Below are 20,839 nucleotides of genomic sequence, written 5' to 3' on the forward strand. Positions count from 1 at the left end.
AAAACATAACGCGTAATCTAGGTTAAAAACATATAATTTTAAAACAAAATGAAAAATTGTTTTTGTGGATCAAAAAAAACATATTCTGAATGCTGTGAACTTTTTATATTAGGTACTAAAAAACCCAATACAGCTGAAGAATTAATGCGATCTCGCTATAGTGCTTACTGTACCCATCAAGTAGATTATTTGCTTAATACTACTCATCTTAGTACTCGAAAATTTTATAACCGAAAGAACATTATGACTTGGGCTACTGAAAATAACTGGTTAAAATTAGAAATTCTAAAAGTAAGTGAACAAAATGTTGAGTTCAAAGCGTACTATACAGATGATAAGCTTGAATCACATTGTCATCATGAAAAATCTACTTTTAAAAAGCAAGGAGGAATCTGGTATTATGTAGAAGGAAAAATAGGTTAGTTTTTAAATAAAGTAAATTAAGGCTATCTAGGCACATTCATAATTACCCAAACACTTGCATATCAACAAAATAAGTGTTATTTTAGAAGAAACAAACCCCGAAATTGCTCAAAAAGAGTCAAAAACGGGGTTTTTCTTTAAATGCTATGCCAAAAATAATACGTTTAAGCGAATTTCAATACCAAATTCCATTTTTTACTATCAATAAAGATTTTGATGGTTTTTACGCCCAATTTTTAAAAACAGATTTGGGTAAAATTTATCTTTCGATGCCTTTTTCAGAGCTTGCTCAAGCCTTCAAACTGAAAGATTCTCAAAAAGGGACTCATTGTTATTTTAGTCCTAAAGGCAAAATTGCTCTGATGATGCTTAAAAACTACTACGGTTGTTCGGATAAAAAGTTGATTGAACTTCTCAATGGAAATATCTTTATGCAATTTTTTTGTGATATTCTGATTCCGATTGATAAACCTTTGAAAAACTTTAAAATCGTGAGTCAAATCAGAATGGAGCTATCCAAGACTTTAACCATTGGCAAAGCTCAAGAAGTACTAGCTAAGAACTGGATTCCTTATATGGGAGATTTAGATAAAATGCTTACGGATGCTACTTGTTACGAGAGTGAAGTACGCTTTCCTACGAACCAGAAATTGCTTTGGGAGTGTGTACAGTGGAATTATAAGCAAATGGAAGCTTTGTGTCATTTGTTTAAAATAAAACTACCAAGAACTAAATATTTAGATTGGTGTAAGCGATACAATCAATATTCAAAAAAGAGAAAAAAACAATCAAAACATCGCACAAAAGTTACCCGAGGTTTACTTAAATTATTATACAAACTCAATGGCGAACTTAGCCGTATTGAAGCACAAAATCCGTTTGAAGCCACTACAAAATATAGCAAACAGCGCCTGATTATCAAACAAGTATACAAACAACAAATTCAGATATTTAAAACTGGTAAAAGTGTTCCAGACAGGATTGTAAGTATTAGCAAAAGTTATATCCGCCCAATTGTTCGCGGGAAAGAAGTAAAGCAAGTTGAATTTGGAGCCAAAGTAAACAAAATTCAAATCGATGGCATTAACTTCATCGAACACATTCAATATCGAGCTTTCAACGAAGGAACTCGTCTGCAAAGCAGTGTTTTTTGCGCTCAGAATTTAACTAAAACAAAAGTAAAAATACTTGGAGCCGATGCCATTTATGCTACCAATAAAAATCGAACCTTCACGTCTACCAATACTATCCAAACCGATTTTGTACGTAAAGGAAAAGCTGGAAAAAATGAAGAACAACGCAAAATTTTAGCGCAACACATCAAGAAAGAACGAGCTACTCGACTAGAAGGAAGTTTTGGCAAGGAGAAGGAACATTACCATCTCAAGAAAATCAAAGCCAAAACCCAAAAAAGTGAGATCCTTTGGATTTTCTTTGGCATTCACACAGCCAATGCATTAGAAATAGGGAGACGGATTTATCTACAACAGCAAACTTTAGTAGCATAAAAAAAATGTAAGACCAGCATCATAGGGGAACGTGCGTCGTGTTGCGACCCAAAAACCTATTTTTAAACATTTGAATCCTTTAAAAAACAAAAATGACCCAAATTTGTAAATCAAAATGGGTCATTGTTTTATTTTTTTACAAAAGTGAGGTTACTTCTGAATGTGCCTATCTAAAGATGTTTATAAAAACACTATTCTTTAGATAGCCCTTTTTGATTCATAATAGTAAATTAGAAATTTAAGATTACAACAAAACTCTAGTTTGTTATGTTCCTAAATTATTTTTTCCTGCAGGTAATTCAAAAATTTGTAAATCAAAATAAATTACAGAAGCTAAAATATGATCAAATATATCACTCATGATATATTCATAGTTTTCAAAACGTTTATCATTAGAAAATGCGTAAATTTCTAAAGGAATACCTTGATGCGTAGGCTGTAATTGTCTACAAAGAAGAATCATCTCTTTATTTAATCCTGGATAATTTTCTAAATATTTAGTTAAATATTTCCTAAACAAACCAAAATTAGTCAAATTTCTTCCATTAATAGATAAAGTTTTATCTATTTCATGCAATGAATTATGTCGTTTAATATCCGTTTGCTTTCTTTCTATATAATCTTTAAGTAATTGTATTCTTTTAAATTCTTCCAATTCTTCTTCTCGTATAAATCGGATAGAATTAGCTTTTATTAAAATATGTCTTTTGATTCTTCTCCCTTCAGAATTAATCATACCACGCCAATTCCTAAAACTATCAGAAGTAAGACTATAAGTAGGAATAGTTGTAATAGTATGATCAAAGTTTCTAACTTTTAATGTGGTTAGATTTATTTCAACAACATCACCATCAGCACCAAATTTATCCATTGTAATCCAATCTCCTATCCGAATCAAATCATTAGCTGAAACTTGAACAGACGCTACAAAACCTAAAATAGTATCTCTAAATATTAATATTATCAAAGCTGATACAGCTCCTAGAGTTTTGACTAACGTATCAGTACTAACATTAAAAATTTTAGCTACTATTATGATGATTCCTAACCCCCAAAGCATAATCATAATAACTTGAACATAACTATCTATAGGTTTATCTACATATTCCGCTTTTGTTTTCAGATGATCTCTTATTGCTTTTAATGTAGAATTTGTAATCCATAGAGTTAATAAAACAATATAAACCCCTACTAATCGACCAAAAATAGTTTCCCATGAGGTAAAATCATTCAATATAATGGGAACTGTTTTATAAATGTAAATCAGAGGAATTAAATGCGACATATACTTTGCTGTTTCATTAGAAATCAGCAAATCATCAAATTTTGTCTTAGTTTTTTTAGCTACTACTGCCATCCCTGTAACTAAAACGAATCGACAAAATAGATATATTATATAAACAATAAAACTGAGTATTACAATATTAATGGCTAATCCTAAATAGGATGCCAGTGTATCATTAAAATCTAATTTTTTAAAAAATTTATAACACCAGCCAAATATTTTTTCAGTTTTTTCAAACATATTATTTCAGATATTTTTTTTCTATATAAAATGTCCCAAAAGGAATTAAAGAAGCTAATAAAATTATTATTGTTGTTTTAAAATTCCATTTTAATTGCCTTTGCAAAAAAAATGCCAAAAGTACATACAAAATAAAAAGAACTCCATGACTCATACCTACAGGAAATAAAAGAAATTTATATAAGGCTAAATTAAATGGTTTTATCATTAACATATTCAACATTATAACGATGTAAGATACCCCTTCTAGCAAGGCAATATTTCGAAAGAATTTAAACATTTAAATTTATTTTAATTAAAAAAATCATTTCTAGTAAACTAGTATTCTTTTGCAAAGAAAAGCAAAGTTTATCAGCTAAACTATATTCCATACTTTTTTTTGGAAAGTTAAAATTTATATAAAATTAATTTCTAAAAAAAAATATCTATAAACAGTTTTTTAAATGTAATTTTGCAAAAATTTCAAAAAAGGTATGATGCAAAGCGATATAGAAACAGTATTTGAGAATAAAAAAACACTCTATGATTATCAATCACGCGATATCAATACTATTTTTGATAGAATGGATAATACTTCTCCCAATTATCGCCTTTTATATCAATTACCTACAGGCGGAGGGAAAACGGTTATATTTTCTGAAATTGTACGTCGTTACATAGAAACCCATCAAAAAAAGGTAGTAGTACTCACACATCGCATTGAGTTATGTAAACAAACCTCTAAAATGTTAAGTAACTTTGGAGTACAAAATAAAATCATCAATTCAAAAGTAAAAGACCTACCCGATCAAGATGATTTTTCTTGCTTTGTAGCCATGGTTGAAACTTTAAAAAATCGTTTAAATGATGATTTATTACAAATTGATAATGTAGGATTGGTTATTATAGATGAAGCACACTATAACTCTTTCCGAAAATTATTAAATCGTTTTAAAAATTCTTTCATTCTAGGTGTTACTGCTACTCCATTGAGTTCTAATATAGAACTCCCTATGTATGAAAATTATAAAGAGCTCATTGTGGGGGATCCTATTAAAAAATTAATTGAAAATGGATTCCTTGCAAAAGCCACTACCTATAGTTATGATGTAACATTATCAAGCTTAAAAGTAGGTATTAATGGTGATTATACCGTAAAGTCTTCTGATGAACTTTACTCTCAATTAGATATGCAATCTAAATTATTGAGTGCTTATGAAGAAAAATCAAAAGGCAAAAAAACCTTAATTTTTAATAATGGAATCAATACCTCTTTATATGTTTATGAAACATTTAAAAAAGCTGGTTACGATATACGCCATCTAGATAATACAACTAGTAACGAAGAACGAAAAGATATTTTAAAATGGTTTAAATATACTCCTAATGCTGTACTTACTTCTGTAGGTATCTTGACTACTGGTTTTGATGAACCAACTGTTGAATCAATCATCATTAACCGAGCTACTAAATCTCTGACCCTTTATTTTCAAATGATCGGTCGTGGTTCTAGACGTTTACCTAACAAATATGAATTTAGTATCATAGACTTAGGTAATAATGCTGCGCGATTTGGTTTATGGGATGATCCTATAGATTGGCAACATATTTTTAAAACCCCAGAATATTATATTGAAAATTTACGTAGTGACGCTGAAATTGAACGCTATTTTAAATACGAAATGCCTGCTGATGTACGCGAACGTTTTAAAAACACTTTAAATGTCGAATTTGATATAGAAGAAGAGTTCAATAAAGCAATTGCTAAAAATTTACGCCCAAAAGTAGTCATAGATGATTCTATTCTAAATCATGCAAGTATGTGCGTAGATAATGCCGAAGAACTAAATGAAGCCAAACAATTAGCCAAATATCTTATAGAAGATATTGAATATAGAGTAAAAATATTTTGTCGATGCTTAGCTAACTCTACTAAAAACTATCGAGAATGGTTAGTAGATGATTATAAAACACGATTACAAGTTGCCATTGGTAAGTTATATCGCGAACGCCTGTTTGCTATGGAAGATTAGTTTTACTTACTAGAATCTTAAAAAAATAATATTTTTATATTAGTTTGCCTTTTTTTTACGACAGAAGAAGTCACATTTTCAACCTTATGTAACTTCTTCTTGTCATTAAAGGTACTTTATGTAAATCCCCTACTCCTTTTAACTTAATTTTACCCCATCTTTAATTAGGCTATTTTTATTCAAATTAGCCTCATTTGACATATACAATTCCTTATAAAACCATTTTTTATCCTTGAGACTGTCCAAAAAGTTCGCAATCCTGTCATCTTCTACCAAAGGAAGAAACCACATAATGTTGATTATGTCACTCCTCCTTACGTAGGAGTGACAAACTGTATGTTGCATAAAAACAATTTCTTTCCCTCATCTTAATTTTTTAAGCATTGCTTATTCAAATAACCGCCCTTATTTATTAGACCTTTTATTATTTCATCATTTTTATTTGCTTTAACAAAAGCAAGTATATTTTCTCAAAACGTATTTTATTATATCTTTAACACAAATTAAGTGTTAAAGTTTATTGCAGATAAAAAATGACTTTGAATTTAGAAAAGTCCTTATTTTTTTGCATCCAATGTAGTAAAATTACATCTGTGCTTTTCTCTTCATTCTATCTATCTTCATCATAAAACCTAACATATAATCTTGATTTAATTAAATACAACTTAATTCAATATTCTTATGAAACTTCTACACCCCTTTATTTACTATTCTTTTTTATTTATGTCAACTCTATGCTGTACACAAACCAAGCAAGACAGTTTAGATATAAAAAAAGTAGCTTTAGATTATATAGAAGCACAACACAATCCAAATCCTTTACAAATGGAAAATGCACTACATCCCAGAATGGTAAAAAGAACTTTTTGGAAAGACAAATCTACAGGAAAAGATTTTTTAAGAGAAACCACTACTGAGTCTATGATATTAATTGCAGAATCATATAACAAAAAAGGAGATCAATTTCCCGAAAAACCAAAAAAAGAAATTCTTTTCCTAGACGTTTCAAATCGTACTGCTTCTATAAAACTAATTGCAGACGAATGGATTGATTATATGCACATCGTAAAGTTAAATGGAAAATGGACGTTGGTAAATGTTTTATGGCAATATCATAATATTAATAAACATTAAGACCTATATTTAGAACTCAAGAAATAGTTTCATTTAAAATAGATAAAAGTTTAAAAATCAAAATATAGCATTCTTTTATCTAAACTTTAACTTTTCTTTTATTTTTGTAATTTTTCTTGTTTTCTATTATAGAAAATGAACTAATATTTAACCAACAAAAAAATTGATATTAAAAAGAAAATATGCCTTTTACTTTTTCGCATCCCGCAATAATTTTACCTCTAAACTATTTACCAAAAAAATGGATTTCATTAACAGGCTTGATTATTGGTAGTTTGACACCCGATTTTGAATACTTCCTAAGAATGAGGATTAAAAGTAACTTTAGTCATACTCTTCTTGGCATATTTTGGTTTGATTTACCCTTAGGAATTTTACTCACTTTTATTTTTCATAATCAAGTAAAAAATCAGTTGTACAAAAATTTACCTAAAATATTAAGTGAAAGATTTTTAAATATAAAAGAGGTTAATTGGAATAAACACTTTTTACAAAATTGGAAAATCATAGTAATTTCAATTCTCGTAGGAGCTATTTCTCACATCTTTTGGGATGGTTTTACACATCACGATGGTTTTTTTGTAAAAACCATTCCTCAATTATCAAAAGCAATAGAAATTAATAAATCCTCCATTAAAACATTTAAAATATTACAACATCTGAGTACGTTAATTGGAGCAACAACCATTGTCATTAGCATTTGTAAACTGCCAAAAATCAAAAATTTTAAAAACAAAATAAATCCAAAGTATTGGATTATGGTTATATTAATTACTTTCTCAATTTTTACGCTAAACACAATCACTAGCGAAAACTCAAAATTAATTGGAAATATAATTGTAAGTCTGATTACATCAGGAATGATTGGAATAATAATCGCTCCGTTCTTTTTTAATAAAGAAAAAGGCTAGGATATGTAAATTGTATTTTGTCATAGGCTTTAACTTCCCAATATTGAATATTAATTCTTTTTAAATACCTTGCTCATAACAAAACTCATATTTTCTAAAAAATACTTTTTTTTGAAGCCTACATTCTTTTACAAAATTTTAAATTTTAGCGTTTTATACGAACTTACTCAAAGTCTTTATTAAGTATTTTTAGTAAATTAAGGTTCTAAAGCTAAATTTAAAAGCATTTTTATATATTTGACTTTCATCCTAATGTAGTATTTAAAAACAAAACATTAACTTCATAAAACTAATAGGAAATTATAATAAATAGCAGATGATTGAGAAAAAAATTTACGACTTTATCAATTTAAATAAAGGTGAAGAAAAGCAAGAAAAAGTTTTAGAAACTGTAAAATCTAATATTTCTTTTAGAGGATCTAACCTATGGACATTGGCCTGTGCAATAGTAATTGCCTGTGTTGGCTTAAATGTAAATTCTACAGCTGTAATCATAGGTGCAATGCTTATTTCCCCCTTAATGGGACCTATTGTAGGAGCTGGCTTTTCATTAGCTATTTATGATTTCGAACTATTAAAAAAATCTTCCAAAAATTTATTAATTGCTACCATATTAAGTTTAACTGTTGCAACTATTTATTTTTACTTTAGTCCTTTTAAGGATACAAACTCCGAATTACTTGCTAGAACATCTCCAAATATTTACGATGTTCTCATTGCTTTTTTTGGAGGTTTAGTTGGCGTTATTGCAATAACTCGAGTAGAAAAAGGCAATCCAATACCAGGGGTAGCTATTGCTACTGCATTAATGCCTCCTCTTTGTACTGCAGGACACGGACTTGCTATTGGTAATTTTTCTTATTTTTTAGGAGCCATTTATTTATATTCTATCAACTGCTTTTTTATCTGTATCTCAACCTTTTTAGTACTTAAATACCTGAATTACAACCCCATAAAAACACTCAATCAGAAATTTGAAAAACAAATACGTTACGGTATTTCAATTCTTATTTTGATTATGATCATTCCTAGTTTTTATATGGCATATAGCTTACTTCAAGAAAATAAGTATAACCAAAAAATAGAAGAATTTTTAACGCAAGAATTAACAAATAAAGGCTATACAATTATTTATAAAAAAACAAAACATAATACCACTCCTAAAACAATAGAACTGGCTTTTTTAAGTAAAAAATTTAATGAAAATGAAACTAAATTACTAAATGAAAGACTTTCTAAATACGATATTAAGAATACTATAATAGAAATAAAACAAGATCCAAAAGATTTAAAAGATGAAATTTTGAATGAAATTGGAATTCAAAATAAAACATCTGGTCAAAAAGATCTTTTAATAAATAAATTACAAAAAGAATTAAATGAGTATAAAATTTCAAATAACGAAACTCTAGAAGAAATTGCTATCTTATTTCCTGAACTAAAAAATGTATCATTAGGAAAACATATAATGGATACAAATACGAATGAACAAAAAACATTTACTGTTTTACTGTATGAATGTGATGATAATACAATTGACACAAATAAAATAAAAAAATGGTTGAGTCAAAAATTACAAACACAAGATATTGAATTAGTAAAAAAATAACATCTCTTTTTATTTTTCACATTCAAAAACATAAAAAAATATGGCACTATTATTGATGCTAATGAAATAGCCCCAATTAACAATCAAAATTAAAGGCATAGAATAAGCAAAAACCTATTTGTTTTGTTGACTAAATTGTTCAAAACAAATCGTTTTTTAACCCATTATAAACGCTAACTTTACTATTTTAGTAAGGATAATAAAAACTTAGGAGTATGGATTTGAGTCACGATGAAGAAGATTACAGTTTATCCTTATCAAAATTTGAATCAATGTTAAAAACCAATAAAATTTTATTTTTTGATTCAGAAGAATTTGAGGATATCATCCTCCATTATATGGATATTGGCAAACCTATTCTAGCCAAAAAAGCCCTAAAACTAGGACTAGAACAACATCCTAAATCCTTTGGATTAAAGTTAGTCCAAGTAGAAATGTTGTTATTTGAAGACAAACTAGAACAAGCCGAAAAGCTACTTAATGATTTATACGCTATAGAACCCACAAATGAAGAAATTTTTATACAAAAAGCAAACATTTGTTCTAAACGAGACGATCATAAACAAGCCGTTGAGTTTCTAAAAATAGCCTTACAATACACAGATGACTATGCTGATGTTCATAACCTTTTAGGCATGGAATATTTATTCATGGATGAACTAGAACTAGCCAAAACACACTTTATAGCTTGTTTAGAAGAAGAACCCGAAGAACAATCCGGACTCTACAACGTCATCTATTGTTTTGAATTTCTAGAACAATATCAAGAAGCCATTACCTTTTTACAAAACTATATAGACACAAATCCTTATAGCGAAATTGCATGGCACCAACTAGGTAGATTAAACTCAACTATAAAACACTACCAAGAAGCCTACATAGCATTTGATTATGCAACCGTTATTGACGATCAATTTATGGGAGCCTATATGGAAAAAGCCAAAGCACTTGAACGTTTAGAACGCTATGAAGAAGCCATCTGGAACTATCAAGAAACCATTCGATTAGAAGATCCAACCTCCTATGCATTATTACGGATAGGTAAATGTTTTGAAAAAATGGGCAATGATTCAGAAGCCCTAAATTATTACAACAAAACAGTACATGAAGATCCTTTATTAGATAAAGGATGGATTGCCATAACAGATTTCTATATACGCCAAGAAAACTTTCAAAAAGCACTCTATTATGTAAACAAAGCCCTTGGTATAGATGCAGAAAATCCTTTATACTGGAAACGATACGCCTCTATAAATAAAGAATTAGAACTATTTGAAGAAGCAGAAGAAGGATATAGAAAAACAGTAGAATTAGGAGATACCCAATTAGAAACCATTCTATTTTGGGCTGACACACAACTATTTATTGGTGATCTTCAAGCTTCTGTAGAAACCTTAATAAAAGCAAATGTTTTATTTTTAGATCATTACGAAATAGAATACCGTTTAGCAGGCTTATATTATACTTTAAACAATCCTACTAAAGGATTATATCACTTAACAAATGCTTTACATCATAATCTTAAAATGAAGAGTATTTTACAAGAATTATTTCCTGTGGTATTTGATTTAGATATAGTTCAAAAAACAATAGCCAAATATGACGAGTTACAGTAAAAAAACTATTCTATGAAAAAATTAGGATTACTAGGTAAAAATATTTCTTATTCTTTTTCTAGAAATTATTTTACAAATAAATTTCAAAATGAATTTTTAACCTCCATATTTTCGTATGATAATTATGATATTCAAAAAATTGATGAATTTAAAGAGATAATTATCAATGAACCTAATTTAATAGGTTTAAATGTAACGATTCCTTATAAAGAAGAAATCATACCTTATTTAGATGAACTTTCAGAAATAGCAAAAAACATTGAAGCTGTAAATACTATTAAAATTACTTCTGATAAAAAATTGATTGGACATAATACTGATTTTTATGGTTTTCAAAAATCACTTACTCCTCTACTTCAAAATCATCATAAAAAAGCCTTAATATTAGGTACAGGAGGTGCTTCAAAAGCCATTGCTTATGTTTTAAAAAGCCTAGAAATTGATTTTTTATTTGTTTCAAGAAAACAATTTAATGATACAATCACTTATGATCAATTAAATAATTCTATACTGACAGAATACACTATAATAATTAATTGCACCCCGTTAGGAACATATCCTAATATTCAAGACTGCCCTACGATTCCCTATGAGTTCATAACTTCTAATCATCTAGTGTACGACTTAATTTACAATCCTGAAAAAACTACTTTTCTTGCAAAAGCTGAAGAAAAGGGCGCTATCATTAAAAATGGTTATGAGATGTTAGTGTTACAAGCTGAAAAAGCTTGGAAAATTTGGAATACATAAAAAATTATAAATACTATAAAATTTTGTTTATAAACCAGTAGTATATATCATCTCAAACATCTTATTATTTAGAATTAAAAAAGTACATTTGCCCTCCTTAAAATATAAAATTATGAGCGCAACTTGGTACGAATGCAAAGTAAAATTTAGAAAAATAGACGAAAATGGCATCCAAAAAGTCACAACAGAACCTTATTTAATCGATGCTCTATCTTATACCGAAGCGGAATCTAGAATTACACAAGAAATGATGTCTTATCTTAATGAGGAATTTAAAATAACAAATATTAAAGTAGCCAATTACGCTGAAATTCATCCTTTTGAAAATACAGATAGATGGTTTCGTTCAAAAGTTTCTTTAATAGTCTATGATGAAGAAAGCGGAAAAGAAAGAAAGACTAATTTATACTTATTAGTACAAGCAAATGATGTACGTGAAGCGTATGATAATACACAAATAGCTATGAAAAATACGATGGGAGATTATACTATTCCTGCTATTTCAGAATCTCCTATTGTAGATGTATTCCCTTATTTTAGTGGTGATGAAAATGACCTAGAAGCAGTAGAACGATTTAATAAACTTAAAACTTCTAGATCTGAAGTTGAAACACATTCAGAAACAACGGATCACATGGAATTTGATAATGAAATTATATCAGCGTATCAGGAATAATATTTATTACAAGAAAAATACTGATTAATCTTCTTTAGTTTTTTTACTCTTTTTTCAGACATATTGGTATATATGGAGTACAAAGTGTTTGTCATTTAAATTCATTGAAATCGCTTCGCTTTAGTCGATCAAAGAACAAAAATAACCTTAAGGTCTTCATTCGAATAAGCGAAGCAAATGACATATTACTTTTTTTTCTTTAAACGCTCTTTAAAAACTTTTTCAAATTTTTCTAATTTGGGTTGAATAACGTATTGACAATAACTTTTTGATTTATTATTTTCATAATAATTTTGATGATAATTTTCAGCCTTAGTAAAACCTTTAAATGGTTCTAGAGTAGTTAGAATTTTAGACCTGTAAGCTTTTGATTTTTCTAGTGCTGTAATAAGATCTTTAGCTGTATTTTTTTGTTTTTCGTTGGTATAAAAAATAACTGAACGGTATTGAGATCCTACATCAGCTCCTTGACGGTTTAGCGTCGTTGGATCATGCACTGTAAAAAATATTTTAAAAATTTCGTCTAAATTAGTTTTAGTAGTATCATATTTTATTTGAACTACTTCTGCAAAACCTGTTTCTCCTGTAGATACTTCTTCATAAGTTGGGTTTAAAATATTTCCTCCTGAATAGCCTGATTCAGCCGAAATAACACCATCTAGGTTATCAAAAACGGCTTCTATACACCAAAAACAACCACCTCCTAGCGTAATGGTTTCAATCTGTGATTTTGTTTTTTGAGCTGAACCTATCGTACTAAAAAAACTTATAATTATAATTGCTATTTTTCTCATTTTCTTATTTTTTATTTTTAGAATCAGGTTCAAAATCTAGGGCTATTGAATTCATACAATAACGTTTTCCTGTGGGTTCAGGACCATCATCAAACAAATGACCTAAATGTCCTTCACAACGACCACACAGTGCTTCTATCCTATCCATTCCGTGTGATTTATCACTTCTAAAAACAATGCTCTTTTTATTAACTTGTTCAAAAAAGCTAGGCCATCCGCATGAACTTGCAAATTTAGCATCTGACCGAAATAATGTATTTCCACAAGCAGCACAATAATAAGTGCCTTTTCCAGTATAATTCCAATATTTACCCGTAAAGGACGCTTCTGTATCAGCTTTTCTAGAGACTAGGTACAAATTTTCTGGTAAAATATCTTTCCATTCTTTATCCGTTAGTTTTAATTTATTAGTAGCTGTATGGGAATAATATGGATTTTTAATTTTTCCGTTTTGAGCATTTGTATAATTTAATGCAATTAGAAATAAAAACAAAACTCCTTTTTTTAGAATCCTAACCATAATTATTTTTCTTTTATATTATAAACTAAAGGTAGTTGTATTTTAATGAATTAAATGTTAACTAAATTACATCTGATTAATTTTTAACAGAATATTTTTGCTTTTTATTTAAAGTAAGCTCTTTATTAAAAATGAAAAGGTGTCCAAAAGGACACCTAATCTAAACAAACTTAACTAAAAAATAACACTCTACTATAAGAAGCATTATCCGTTTCTATTAGCCAAAAGCCTTTTTTGGAAATATAGCTTTTGAAAAATAATGATTTTGTTTTATCTAGTGAATTAAAATATTTTTGTAACGAATCAGAAGTATTCAAAAAATAAAGGGTTTCTTTATCTATTCTAAATTGTTTAAACTGATCTATTATTAAATTAGATTTAATCCCGTATTCGTAAACAACACTTTCATCAGAAGTAAATTTTAATAATTGATCTGATTTTTTTTGTCCTGTATCATTTTGAATGACAATTACATCTGAATAATTTAATTCTTTGGAATTGACAGTACATAATACCTCATCTTTACGAACTCTTAAGGACAAATTAATTTTAGATATATCTTGTTTTTGATTAAATCCTGTTATATCTATAATTTCTTGTACTGATTCCCAAATTAGTTTTCCTTTGGCATCAAATTTAAATACATATACTCCTAATGGAATATTAATGCTTTCTCCTAATTCTTTAGGTTCATTTCCAAAAATACCAAACACATATACGTTTCCTGTATCTTTATCGACTAGATAATTATTAATTGCTAATTCAGAAAGTTTTTTGTTGGCTTTAGCATCTAATATGGTTCCTCCTCCGTTATCAGCAAATAACAAATAATATTTAGGTACATCTATTAAATACGAAAAATCACCTATTTTTGTTCCGTTAAGGTTGTATAAACTCCTATAAATAGTGGCTGATTTATAATTTTTATTTATTGATTTGGTAATAAAACTAATATTATCTTCATTTATACGAACATCAAAATTTACTCCTTCTGAATAAACGGTTGTTGTTTTATTTTCAATTTTATTTAAATCAGGTTTTACTAACTTATTTTGAGTTGATTGTCCTGAAAACAGATCGACTACTTTTAAAAATAACTCATCATTTTTGAGATCTACTTTATCATTATTTTTTTGATTCACTATGGAAAGTCCGTAAATATCATTAAAATATCTAAAGTTTTCGTTAATCTTAAAAAAATTACTTGAAGAACCGTCTAAATTCAGTTTATATTCTTTTGGGAATTCATTTTTATCTGAAATTTTACCAATCAAAAAAGCTGTTTCTATTGGTGAAAAAACACAGTTAGTTAATTTCTCGTTTGAAATTAATTTTTGTGTAAATCCATCTTTATCAAAAGACCAAATGTCTTGTATCTCGTTTTTGTATATTTTATTTACGGGCTTCCCTTGAATTAAAACAACTTTATCTTGATTAGGTAGATAAACATACTCTAAAGGTTGTTTTTCTTCTTTATAGGAAATTTCAGAAATTACTTTTTGACCAAAACTGGCACTGGTTATACCACAGGCTAAAACAATTAAATTTCGCATTTTATTAAAATCCTTGTTTAAACGTTACACCAAAAGTAAGAGCTCTCGTTAATCCATCAGGGCGAACTTTACGTATTATAAAAGGTGCTGCTAAAGAAGTTTCTATACTGCTATTAGCTCCTAATTTATAATTTGCAATAATATTTCCATTAAGTGTTAATCCGTTTGAATTAGCTATTTCTATTTTTTGATTTAATTGATCTATATAAGAATCATTTCCTAAATGATAAATAAATAGTAAATTAGGTTTTAGTGTTAATTGTTCATTTGCCAATAAAATCTTATAAGTTGATCTAAACAACACATCAGGTTTTCTATGCAATAAATTAGAGGATACAAATTCTTGATTAGAAGATAAATTACTCAAATAAGAGTTTTTATTATCACTTAATGGAATTTGAGTTGCTAAATTAAAATCCCATTTTTTTAATCCTACTTCAAGACCTCCTATAATATCATAAGTACCTAAACTTGACTGATAAGGCATAGGTAGAGAAATAGTATTAATCTTATCATTTCCTTTTGTAAATGGAATTTTAAGACCTAATAATCCTGACCATTTTAATTTATCTGAATCATTTAATTTATAATTAGCTGTTATAAATAAATCTCCTACATTTGTTTTGGTTCCTAAATTACCATTAGCAGATAAACCTGTAACCTTAACATTCATGGCCAATCTATCTGTAAACAAACGTGTATAAGCTATGTGAGAGGATATAATACCTGTATTTTTCTCTCCTAAACCATAACCTGCATTAACCTCTATATAATTTTTTATATCTTTATTAACTGTTTTAAAAGGATTTCCTACAGAGCAAAATCCAGCATCACTACATCCTTGTGCTGCTAAAGGTTGACTTACAATACCTGATAGTAATAATAATGCAATTTTTAACTTAATATTCATTTTTTTGTGTTATTGGTTATTTTTTTAGTTACTAAAATTTATCTTTTTATATATTCTTTTTTATTTTAGGCAATTCAGTCTATTATTTACAGTATTCCTAAAATTTAATTTATGATTACAAAGATAATTTTGAAATTCCTAATTAAATGTTAACTAGATTACATTATTTAAATTTGTTTGAATTTCTTTTTTTCTATTAATTTGTTGTATGATAAATCCATCAGCACACGGTTGGGTCCAGAAATTTTTCTTTGAGCAATCCTCACAAGAACAATTTAATATATTTGATTTTGAAAGTTTTTATCTAGCTACAAGAAATACAGGCTTCTTAGTTGGCTATACCACTCATTTTGTAACCTCTACTCCTATTGAAATTCATTCACTTACTATAGAAGAGATTTCAAAAATTGCTTTATTAAATTCTTTATTTGGTGTTTATCAAATTGTAAAAAAAAACAATGACTGTATTCTTTTTACAAAAGAAATTGTTACTTTTTATCAAGAACTACATCCAAAAGATTCTGGTCTTTTTGATTTTTTTCTACCAAATGATAGCCTTGAAAGTAAATTAGAAAAAATTATTTCTAATCGCATTAAAACTAATGACAACATTATTAGTAAAAATTTCTCTCACATAGTAACTAATGCTTTGTTATTCATTGATGTATTAGCATTTAAAAAATATATTGAAAATGGTTTTTTTCCTAAAAAATATCTAAAAAAAATTGAAGAAATAATTGTCAATGTTATTTCATTAGCTTTAACTACTAAAACTACGAAATCAGTATACGATGACCTTCTACAAAAATTATTTGATTCATCTGTACGTTATTCTAAATTTAACAGAATAAATACTAAAACAACCTTAGAAAATATTGACTTTTCTTATTTAGTAGATGATTATGAAAAATTTTACCTCATGGATCTTACTAATATGGCATTATGGAATGATGGTAAGATGGATGAGTCAGAATATCAATTTTTAAAGCTTTTAAATCATCAATTAAATCTTTCAGAATCTTTTATTAGTAAAAGTATAAAGGATATGGATCTTTTCCTACGCCTTAATAAGCAAAATATTCCTTATTTTAATTATTCAAACCCTGTCAAACATTTTTACGATCAAACTAGTTTAAATATTCAAACTTTGATACAAAGAAATAAAAAACGACTTTTAATCGAACTTTCACAAAGCAAAGAACTTGTTGTTTTATTATCACAATCTACTGTGCGTGAATTAAATCCTGAAGAAAAGAAAAAAGTTAAAACGCAAATTTTAGACATTTGTAAAACAATCCCTTCTCTTACTATTTTCTTAGTTCCTGGAGGTAGTCTACTATTACCTATACTAATCAAGTTTATTCCTCAGCTTCTTCCTTCAGCTTTCAATGAAAACTTAGACAAAAACTAATCCATCGTTTCTTCTAACCAAGCACTCATCATCCAAATAGTCTTCTCTTGTTCTTTTATAAAATCGCTCATCATTGAACTGGTACCTTCATCATCTATAACATCTGAGTCTTTTAAGATTTTACGTTCAATTACTAACAAAGTAGTAATAGATTCTACAATAAGTCTAATTGCCTTTTCGTCATTTGAAATTTTTTTACCTACTGTAAGTTCACTATTTTTTAAATAGTCTTCAAAAGTATGATAAGGAACTCCATCTAAAGTTAAAATACGCTCTGCTATCATATCTATTTTAAGTTGTGCATCATTATAGAGTTCTTCAAATTTTAGATGCAAGTCAAAAAATCGCTTTCCACGTATATTCCAGTGTAAACCTCTCAAATTTTGATAATAAATTTGAAAGTTAGACAACAACTTATTTAGTTGCACAACTAATTCTTTTGTTTCTTCTACTGGTAATCCTAAATTATTTATTTTCATTTTAATGCTTTTTAATTAATATTATTTAAATCTTAAAAATGTTATGATTTAAATTTTTATAAATTATTTTTATGAATAAAATAGCTAACTCTTTTTCTAAATTTATAAAATATCCCAATTTTAGTTCTATTAAAAAAGTACTTTACTTTTAAATAAACTTATTATTTTAAAGCTATAAAATACTTATTAAAAAATAAAAATAATTTACTTCATTTTACTTTTATAAAATAACCCCATCGTTTTATTAACTTTTCTATGACTAGAAGGCTCTTCCTTATTAAACAAAGCAGATCGTTATTTCACTTTACAAAAGTATTTTTATTTAACTACTTTTTGTTATAAAACAAATTGATTATACTTATATTTGTATAAAAGAACTTTATAAAATGACTATTACACAATTACAATATGTATTAGCGGTTGCTGAACATAAAAATTTCACACAAGCAGCTGAAAAATGTTTTGTAACACAGCCTACACTAAGTATGCAAATTCAGAAAATTGAAGAAGAACTGGATATTATCATTTTTGATCGAACAAAAAAACCTATTCAACTTACCGAAGTTGGAAGAAAAATTGTGGAACAAGCTAAAAATATAGTGAATGAAGCGGATCGAATTCAGGATATTGTAGACCAAGAAAAAGGGTTTATAGGAGGTGAGTTTAGAATAGGGATAATCCCAACAGTAATGCCTACCTTACTACCTATGTTTTTAAATAATTTCATAAAAAAATATCCAAAAGTAAAGCTTATTATAGAAGAATTAAACACCTCTGAAATAATAACTAAGTTAAAAAATGGTCATTTAGATGCTGCTATTGCAGCCACACCTTTAGAAGAAGAAAAAATAAAAGAAATCGTATTGTATTATGAACCTTTTATGGTTTATGTTCCTGAAAGTCATAGTAAGTTTAACAAAAATGAGTTAGAAATTGAAGATCTAAATGTCGAAGAAATTTTATTGCTACAAGATGGACATTGTTTTAGAGATGGAATATTAAATCTTTGTAAAAACAGAAACCTATCTAAAGAAAACAAATTTCAATTAGAAAGTGGTAGTTTTGAAACACTAATACGATTAGCTAACGAAGGCTTAGGCGTTACGCTACTTCCTTATTTACATACTTTAGAATTATCTGATAAAGAAAAATTAAAACTACGTCATTTTAAAGATCCAAAACCATCTAGAGAAATCAGTTTATTAATTCCTAAAAATGAATTAAAAATCCATATCATAGATGCTTTGCGCAATGTAATTTCAGGAATTTTAAGAGGTGCCATTGCTTTTCAAAATGTTGAAATCATTAGTCCCCTTTCAAAAAAATAAGTCCAATAAATATTTATTTACATAAACAAATTTTAGAAAATCTTTTTTTAAATTAAGATAATGTAGTTAAAAAAGTGGGCATTTTTCATTTTAAATTGCTTATATTCCAACATCAAATTCAAGAGGAAGTTGGCTCTGCTGAGGAGCAACCAACCAGCAATAAGTTTGATGATTATACGATAATTGAAAGGATAGTTTTTTAGCTATCCTTTTTTATTAATAGATGATTTTTTATATCTATCATCGGGATATGATTCTCTTATTTTAATTTCTAGAATGCCATAAATTTGGTAAATTTTTTCAAAATGTTATCCTTTCATTTTACCCTTAAATCGTTGTTTGTTTTTCCTTATTGTTCATCTAATTATTTGAATATTTTATACGTTAGGTAACGTTTTTTGAGTTTTCATAAATAAAAAAGAGACTGTCCAAAAAGTCCGCAATCTTGTCATTTGAACCAGAGAGAGAAACCACATAATATGTTGATTATAAAATTTCTCCTTACGTCAGATTGACAAACTGCATATTGATTTATCACTTTTTTGACAGCCCCTTTCTGCAATATTCTATTTTATAATGCTTCACAGCATTTTAGACGATTATATTTAAATATTAATCTTTATTTTATAAATTCTACTTTTTGATCTTCTGCGTTTACACTATCAAAAAAGCCTTGAGATCGCATCCATTCATCATTATATACTTTACTCATATAACGAGATCCGTGATCGGGTAATATTGCCACTACTACACTCTTTTCATTAAATTCAGCTTCTTCATCATATAACCTAATAGCTTCTAAAACGGCTCCTGAAGTGTACCCTGCAAAAATTCCTTCTGTTTTAGCTAATTTTCGAGACATGTGAGCACTTTCTTCGTCTGTAACTTTAATAAAACGGTCTATAATATCAAAATCGGTAGCGGTAGGAATCAAGTTTTTCCCTAATCCTTCTATTTGATAAGGATAAATTTCATCTGAATCAAACTCTTTTGTTTCATGGTATTTTTTTAGCACTGAACCATAAGCATCTACTCCTAAAATTCTAATATTAGGATTTTGTCCTTTTAAAAATTTTGCTGTACCTGATAATGTTCCACCTGTACCTGAGCAAGCAATAATATGCGTTATCTGACCACCTGTTTGTTCCCAAATTTCAGGACCTGTTGTTTTATAATGTGCTTCAACATTTAATTCATTAAAATATTGATTTATATAAATAGATCCTTTTGTTTCTTCATGTAACCGTTTTGCTACATTATAATAAGAACGTTCATCATCTGCAGAAACGTGGGCTGGGCAAACATATACTTTTGCTCCCATACTTTTGAGCATATCTATTTTATCAGGTGAAGATTTTGAACTCACGGCCAAAACACAATTATACCCTTTAATGATACTCACCATAGCAAGACTAAAACCCGTATTACCAGAAGTTGTTTCTACTATTGTATCACCTGGTTTTAAAATCCCTCTGCGCTCAGCCTCTTCAATGATGTATAAAGCAATTCTATCTTTTGTAGAATGTCCTGGATTAAAAGCTTCTACCTTAGCATAAAAATTTCCTTTAAAGGAATCCGTTATCTTATTTAATTTAATTAAAGGCGTGTTTCCTATTAATTCTAAAATAGAGCTATAAGCCTTAATTTCTGTCTTCATACAGTTTATTAATTTTTTCTGGA

Annotated in this window: 19 protein-coding genes; 11 read left to right on the plus strand and 8 right to left on the minus strand. The window is 28.0% G+C overall.

The features are described 5' to 3' along the window. The first annotated feature begins 48 nt into the window (after positions 1–48). Positions 49–423 (plus strand): YchJ family protein, encoded by a 375-nt coding sequence (locus AWN65_RS06540; RefSeq protein WP_060382433.1) that lies wholly within the window; start codon positions 49–51, stop codon positions 421–423. Positions 424–569: 146 nt separating this feature from the next. After that, positions 570–1,931, plus strand: a complete 1,362-nt coding sequence (locus AWN65_RS15185) for a hypothetical protein (protein WP_063744209.1) — start codon at positions 570–572, stop codon at positions 1,929–1,931. 265 nt (positions 1,932–2,196) lie between these two features. On the opposite strand, the gene AWN65_RS06550 is transcribed toward AWN65_RS15185, so the two are convergent. Then, on the minus strand, positions 2,197–3,456 hold the full coding sequence (locus tag AWN65_RS06550) for a mechanosensitive ion channel family protein (protein ID WP_060382434.1): 1,260 nt from the start codon (positions 3,454–3,456) through the stop codon (positions 2,197–2,199). A 1-nt stretch (position 3,457) separates the two neighbouring features. After that, complete coding sequence (locus AWN65_RS06555; RefSeq protein WP_060382435.1) at positions 3,458–3,736, minus strand: DUF3817 domain-containing protein; 279 nt, start codon at positions 3,734–3,736, stop codon at positions 3,458–3,460. 193 nt (positions 3,737–3,929) lie between these two features. On the opposite strand from AWN65_RS06555, the gene AWN65_RS06560 reads away from it, so the two are divergent. From AWN65_RS06560 to AWN65_RS06590, 7 genes are all read left to right on the plus strand, one after another. After that, the gene (locus AWN65_RS06560; protein WP_060382436.1) at positions 3,930–5,468 is read left to right on the plus strand and encodes a DEAD/DEAH box helicase; all 1,539 of its coding nucleotides are present in this window, start codon (positions 3,930–3,932) and stop codon (positions 5,466–5,468) included. A 681-nt stretch (positions 5,469–6,149) separates the two neighbouring features. Further along, positions 6,150–6,602, plus strand: coding sequence for a nuclear transport factor 2 family protein (locus tag AWN65_RS06565; RefSeq protein ID WP_060382437.1), 453 nt, complete (start codon positions 6,150–6,152; stop codon positions 6,600–6,602). Between the two features lie 182 nt (positions 6,603–6,784). Continuing rightward, the gene (locus tag AWN65_RS06570) at positions 6,785–7,513 is read left to right on the plus strand and encodes a DUF4184 family protein (protein ID WP_060382438.1); all 729 of its coding nucleotides are present in this window, start codon (positions 6,785–6,787) and stop codon (positions 7,511–7,513) included. 316 nt (positions 7,514–7,829) lie between these two features. Beyond that, positions 7,830–9,122: a TIGR00341 family protein gene (locus tag AWN65_RS06575; RefSeq protein ID WP_060382439.1), complete on the plus strand. Its 1,293-nt coding sequence runs from the start codon at positions 7,830–7,832 to the stop codon at positions 9,120–9,122. A gap of 215 nt (positions 9,123–9,337) precedes the next feature. Further along, positions 9,338–10,738, plus strand: a complete 1,401-nt coding sequence (locus AWN65_RS06580) for a tetratricopeptide repeat protein (protein WP_060382440.1) — start codon at positions 9,338–9,340, stop codon at positions 10,736–10,738. 12 nt (positions 10,739–10,750) lie between these two features. Continuing rightward, positions 10,751–11,488, plus strand: a complete 738-nt coding sequence (locus tag AWN65_RS06585) for a shikimate dehydrogenase family protein (RefSeq protein ID WP_060382441.1) — start codon at positions 10,751–10,753, stop codon at positions 11,486–11,488. Positions 11,489–11,600: 112 nt separating this feature from the next. Then, positions 11,601–12,164: a DUF4494 domain-containing protein gene (locus AWN65_RS06590; RefSeq protein ID WP_060382442.1), complete on the plus strand. Its 564-nt coding sequence runs from the start codon at positions 11,601–11,603 to the stop codon at positions 12,162–12,164. Between the two features lie 185 nt (positions 12,165–12,349). Here the strand turns inward: AWN65_RS06590 and msrA are convergent, their stop codons facing one another. The 4 genes from msrA to AWN65_RS06610 all read right to left on the minus strand — a co-directional run bounded on the left by msrA (position 12,350) and on the right by AWN65_RS06610 (position 15,941). Further along, positions 12,350–12,958, minus strand: coding sequence for a peptide-methionine (S)-S-oxide reductase MsrA (gene msrA / locus AWN65_RS06595; protein ID WP_060382443.1), 609 nt, complete (start codon positions 12,956–12,958; stop codon positions 12,350–12,352). Positions 12,959–12,962: 4 nt separating this feature from the next. Further along, a complete protein-coding gene (gene msrB / locus AWN65_RS06600; protein WP_060382444.1) occupies positions 12,963–13,478 on the minus strand; it encodes a peptide-methionine (R)-S-oxide reductase MsrB in 516 nt (171 codons plus the stop codon). A gap of 170 nt (positions 13,479–13,648) precedes the next feature. Continuing rightward, positions 13,649–15,031, minus strand: a complete 1,383-nt coding sequence (locus tag AWN65_RS06605; RefSeq protein WP_060382445.1) for a hypothetical protein — start codon at positions 15,029–15,031, stop codon at positions 13,649–13,651. Positions 15,032–15,035: 4 nt separating this feature from the next. Continuing rightward, entirely contained in the window at positions 15,036–15,941 is a 906-nt protein-coding gene (locus AWN65_RS06610) for a hypothetical protein (protein WP_060382446.1), read from the minus strand. A 208-nt stretch (positions 15,942–16,149) separates the two neighbouring features. Between AWN65_RS06610 and AWN65_RS06615 the strand changes: the two genes are divergently transcribed. Further along, the gene (locus AWN65_RS06615) at positions 16,150–17,352 is read left to right on the plus strand and encodes an LETM1-related biofilm-associated protein (protein ID WP_060382447.1); all 1,203 of its coding nucleotides are present in this window, start codon (positions 16,150–16,152) and stop codon (positions 17,350–17,352) included. Here the strand turns inward: AWN65_RS06615 and AWN65_RS06620 are convergent. Beyond that, positions 17,349–17,831 (minus strand): Dps family protein, encoded by a 483-nt coding sequence (locus AWN65_RS06620; protein ID WP_060382448.1) that lies wholly within the window; start codon positions 17,829–17,831, stop codon positions 17,349–17,351. The genes AWN65_RS06615 and AWN65_RS06620 overlap by 4 nt on opposite strands. 386 nt (positions 17,832–18,217) lie before the next feature. Here AWN65_RS06620 and AWN65_RS06625 point away from each other — a divergent pair, with 386 nt between their 5' ends. Beyond that, positions 18,218–19,159 (plus strand): LysR substrate-binding domain-containing protein, encoded by a 942-nt coding sequence (locus AWN65_RS06625; protein WP_060382449.1) that lies wholly within the window; start codon positions 18,218–18,220, stop codon positions 19,157–19,159. Between the two features lie 619 nt (positions 19,160–19,778). On the opposite strand, the gene AWN65_RS06630 is transcribed toward AWN65_RS06625, so the two are convergent. Further along, a complete protein-coding gene (locus tag AWN65_RS06630; RefSeq protein ID WP_060382450.1) occupies positions 19,779–20,816 on the minus strand; it encodes a PLP-dependent cysteine synthase family protein in 1,038 nt (345 codons plus the stop codon). Positions 20,817–20,839: the final 23 nt, after the last annotated feature.

Origin of the sequence: Flavobacterium covae, from assembly GCF_001534645.1 — a bacterium.
Lineage (GTDB): Bacteria > Bacteroidota > Bacteroidia > Flavobacteriales > Flavobacteriaceae > Flavobacterium > Flavobacterium covae.

Excerpts from the sequence above, each read along its gene's own strand:
- AWN65_RS06585 (WP_060382441.1), top strand. The coding sequence starts at position 10,751 with ATGAAAAAATTAGGATTACTAGGTAAAAATATTTCTTATTCTTTTTCT.
- AWN65_RS06630 (WP_060382450.1), bottom strand. The coding sequence starts at position 20,816 with ATGAAGACAGAAATTAAGGCTTATAGCTCTATTTTAGAATTAATAGGA.
- AWN65_RS06610 (WP_060382446.1), bottom strand. The coding sequence starts at position 15,941 with ATGAATATTAAGTTAAAAATTGCATTATTATTACTATCAGGTATTGTA.
- msrA (WP_060382443.1), bottom strand. The coding sequence starts at position 12,958 with ATGAGAAAAATAGCAATTATAATTATAAGTTTTTTTAGTACGATAGGT.
- AWN65_RS06625 (WP_060382449.1), top strand. The coding sequence starts at position 18,218 with ATGACTATTACACAATTACAATATGTATTAGCGGTTGCTGAACATAAA.
- AWN65_RS06615 (WP_060382447.1), top strand. The coding sequence starts at position 16,150 with ATGATAAATCCATCAGCACACGGTTGGGTCCAGAAATTTTTCTTTGAG.
- AWN65_RS06605 (WP_060382445.1), bottom strand. The coding sequence starts at position 15,031 with ATGCGAAATTTAATTGTTTTAGCCTGTGGTATAACCAGTGCCAGTTTT.
- AWN65_RS15185 (WP_063744209.1), top strand. The coding sequence starts at position 570 with ATGCCAAAAATAATACGTTTAAGCGAATTTCAATACCAAATTCCATTT.
- AWN65_RS06540 (WP_060382433.1), top strand. The coding sequence starts at position 49 with ATGAAAAATTGTTTTTGTGGATCAAAAAAAACATATTCTGAATGCTGT.
- msrB (WP_060382444.1), bottom strand. The coding sequence starts at position 13,478 with ATGGTTAGGATTCTAAAAAAAGGAGTTTTGTTTTTATTTCTAATTGCA.
- AWN65_RS06555 (WP_060382435.1), bottom strand. The coding sequence starts at position 3,736 with ATGTTTAAATTCTTTCGAAATATTGCCTTGCTAGAAGGGGTATCTTAC.
- AWN65_RS06575 (WP_060382439.1), top strand. The coding sequence starts at position 7,830 with ATGATTGAGAAAAAAATTTACGACTTTATCAATTTAAATAAAGGTGAA.
- AWN65_RS06620 (WP_060382448.1), bottom strand. The coding sequence starts at position 17,831 with ATGAAAATAAATAATTTAGGATTACCAGTAGAAGAAACAAAAGAATTA.
- AWN65_RS06590 (WP_060382442.1), top strand. The coding sequence starts at position 11,601 with ATGAGCGCAACTTGGTACGAATGCAAAGTAAAATTTAGAAAAATAGAC.
- AWN65_RS06560 (WP_060382436.1), top strand. The coding sequence starts at position 3,930 with ATGATGCAAAGCGATATAGAAACAGTATTTGAGAATAAAAAAACACTC.
- AWN65_RS06580 (WP_060382440.1), top strand. The coding sequence starts at position 9,338 with ATGGATTTGAGTCACGATGAAGAAGATTACAGTTTATCCTTATCAAAA.
- AWN65_RS06565 (WP_060382437.1), top strand. The coding sequence starts at position 6,150 with ATGAAACTTCTACACCCCTTTATTTACTATTCTTTTTTATTTATGTCA.
- AWN65_RS06570 (WP_060382438.1), top strand. The coding sequence starts at position 6,785 with ATGCCTTTTACTTTTTCGCATCCCGCAATAATTTTACCTCTAAACTAT.
- AWN65_RS06550 (WP_060382434.1), bottom strand. The coding sequence starts at position 3,456 with ATGTTTGAAAAAACTGAAAAAATATTTGGCTGGTGTTATAAATTTTTT.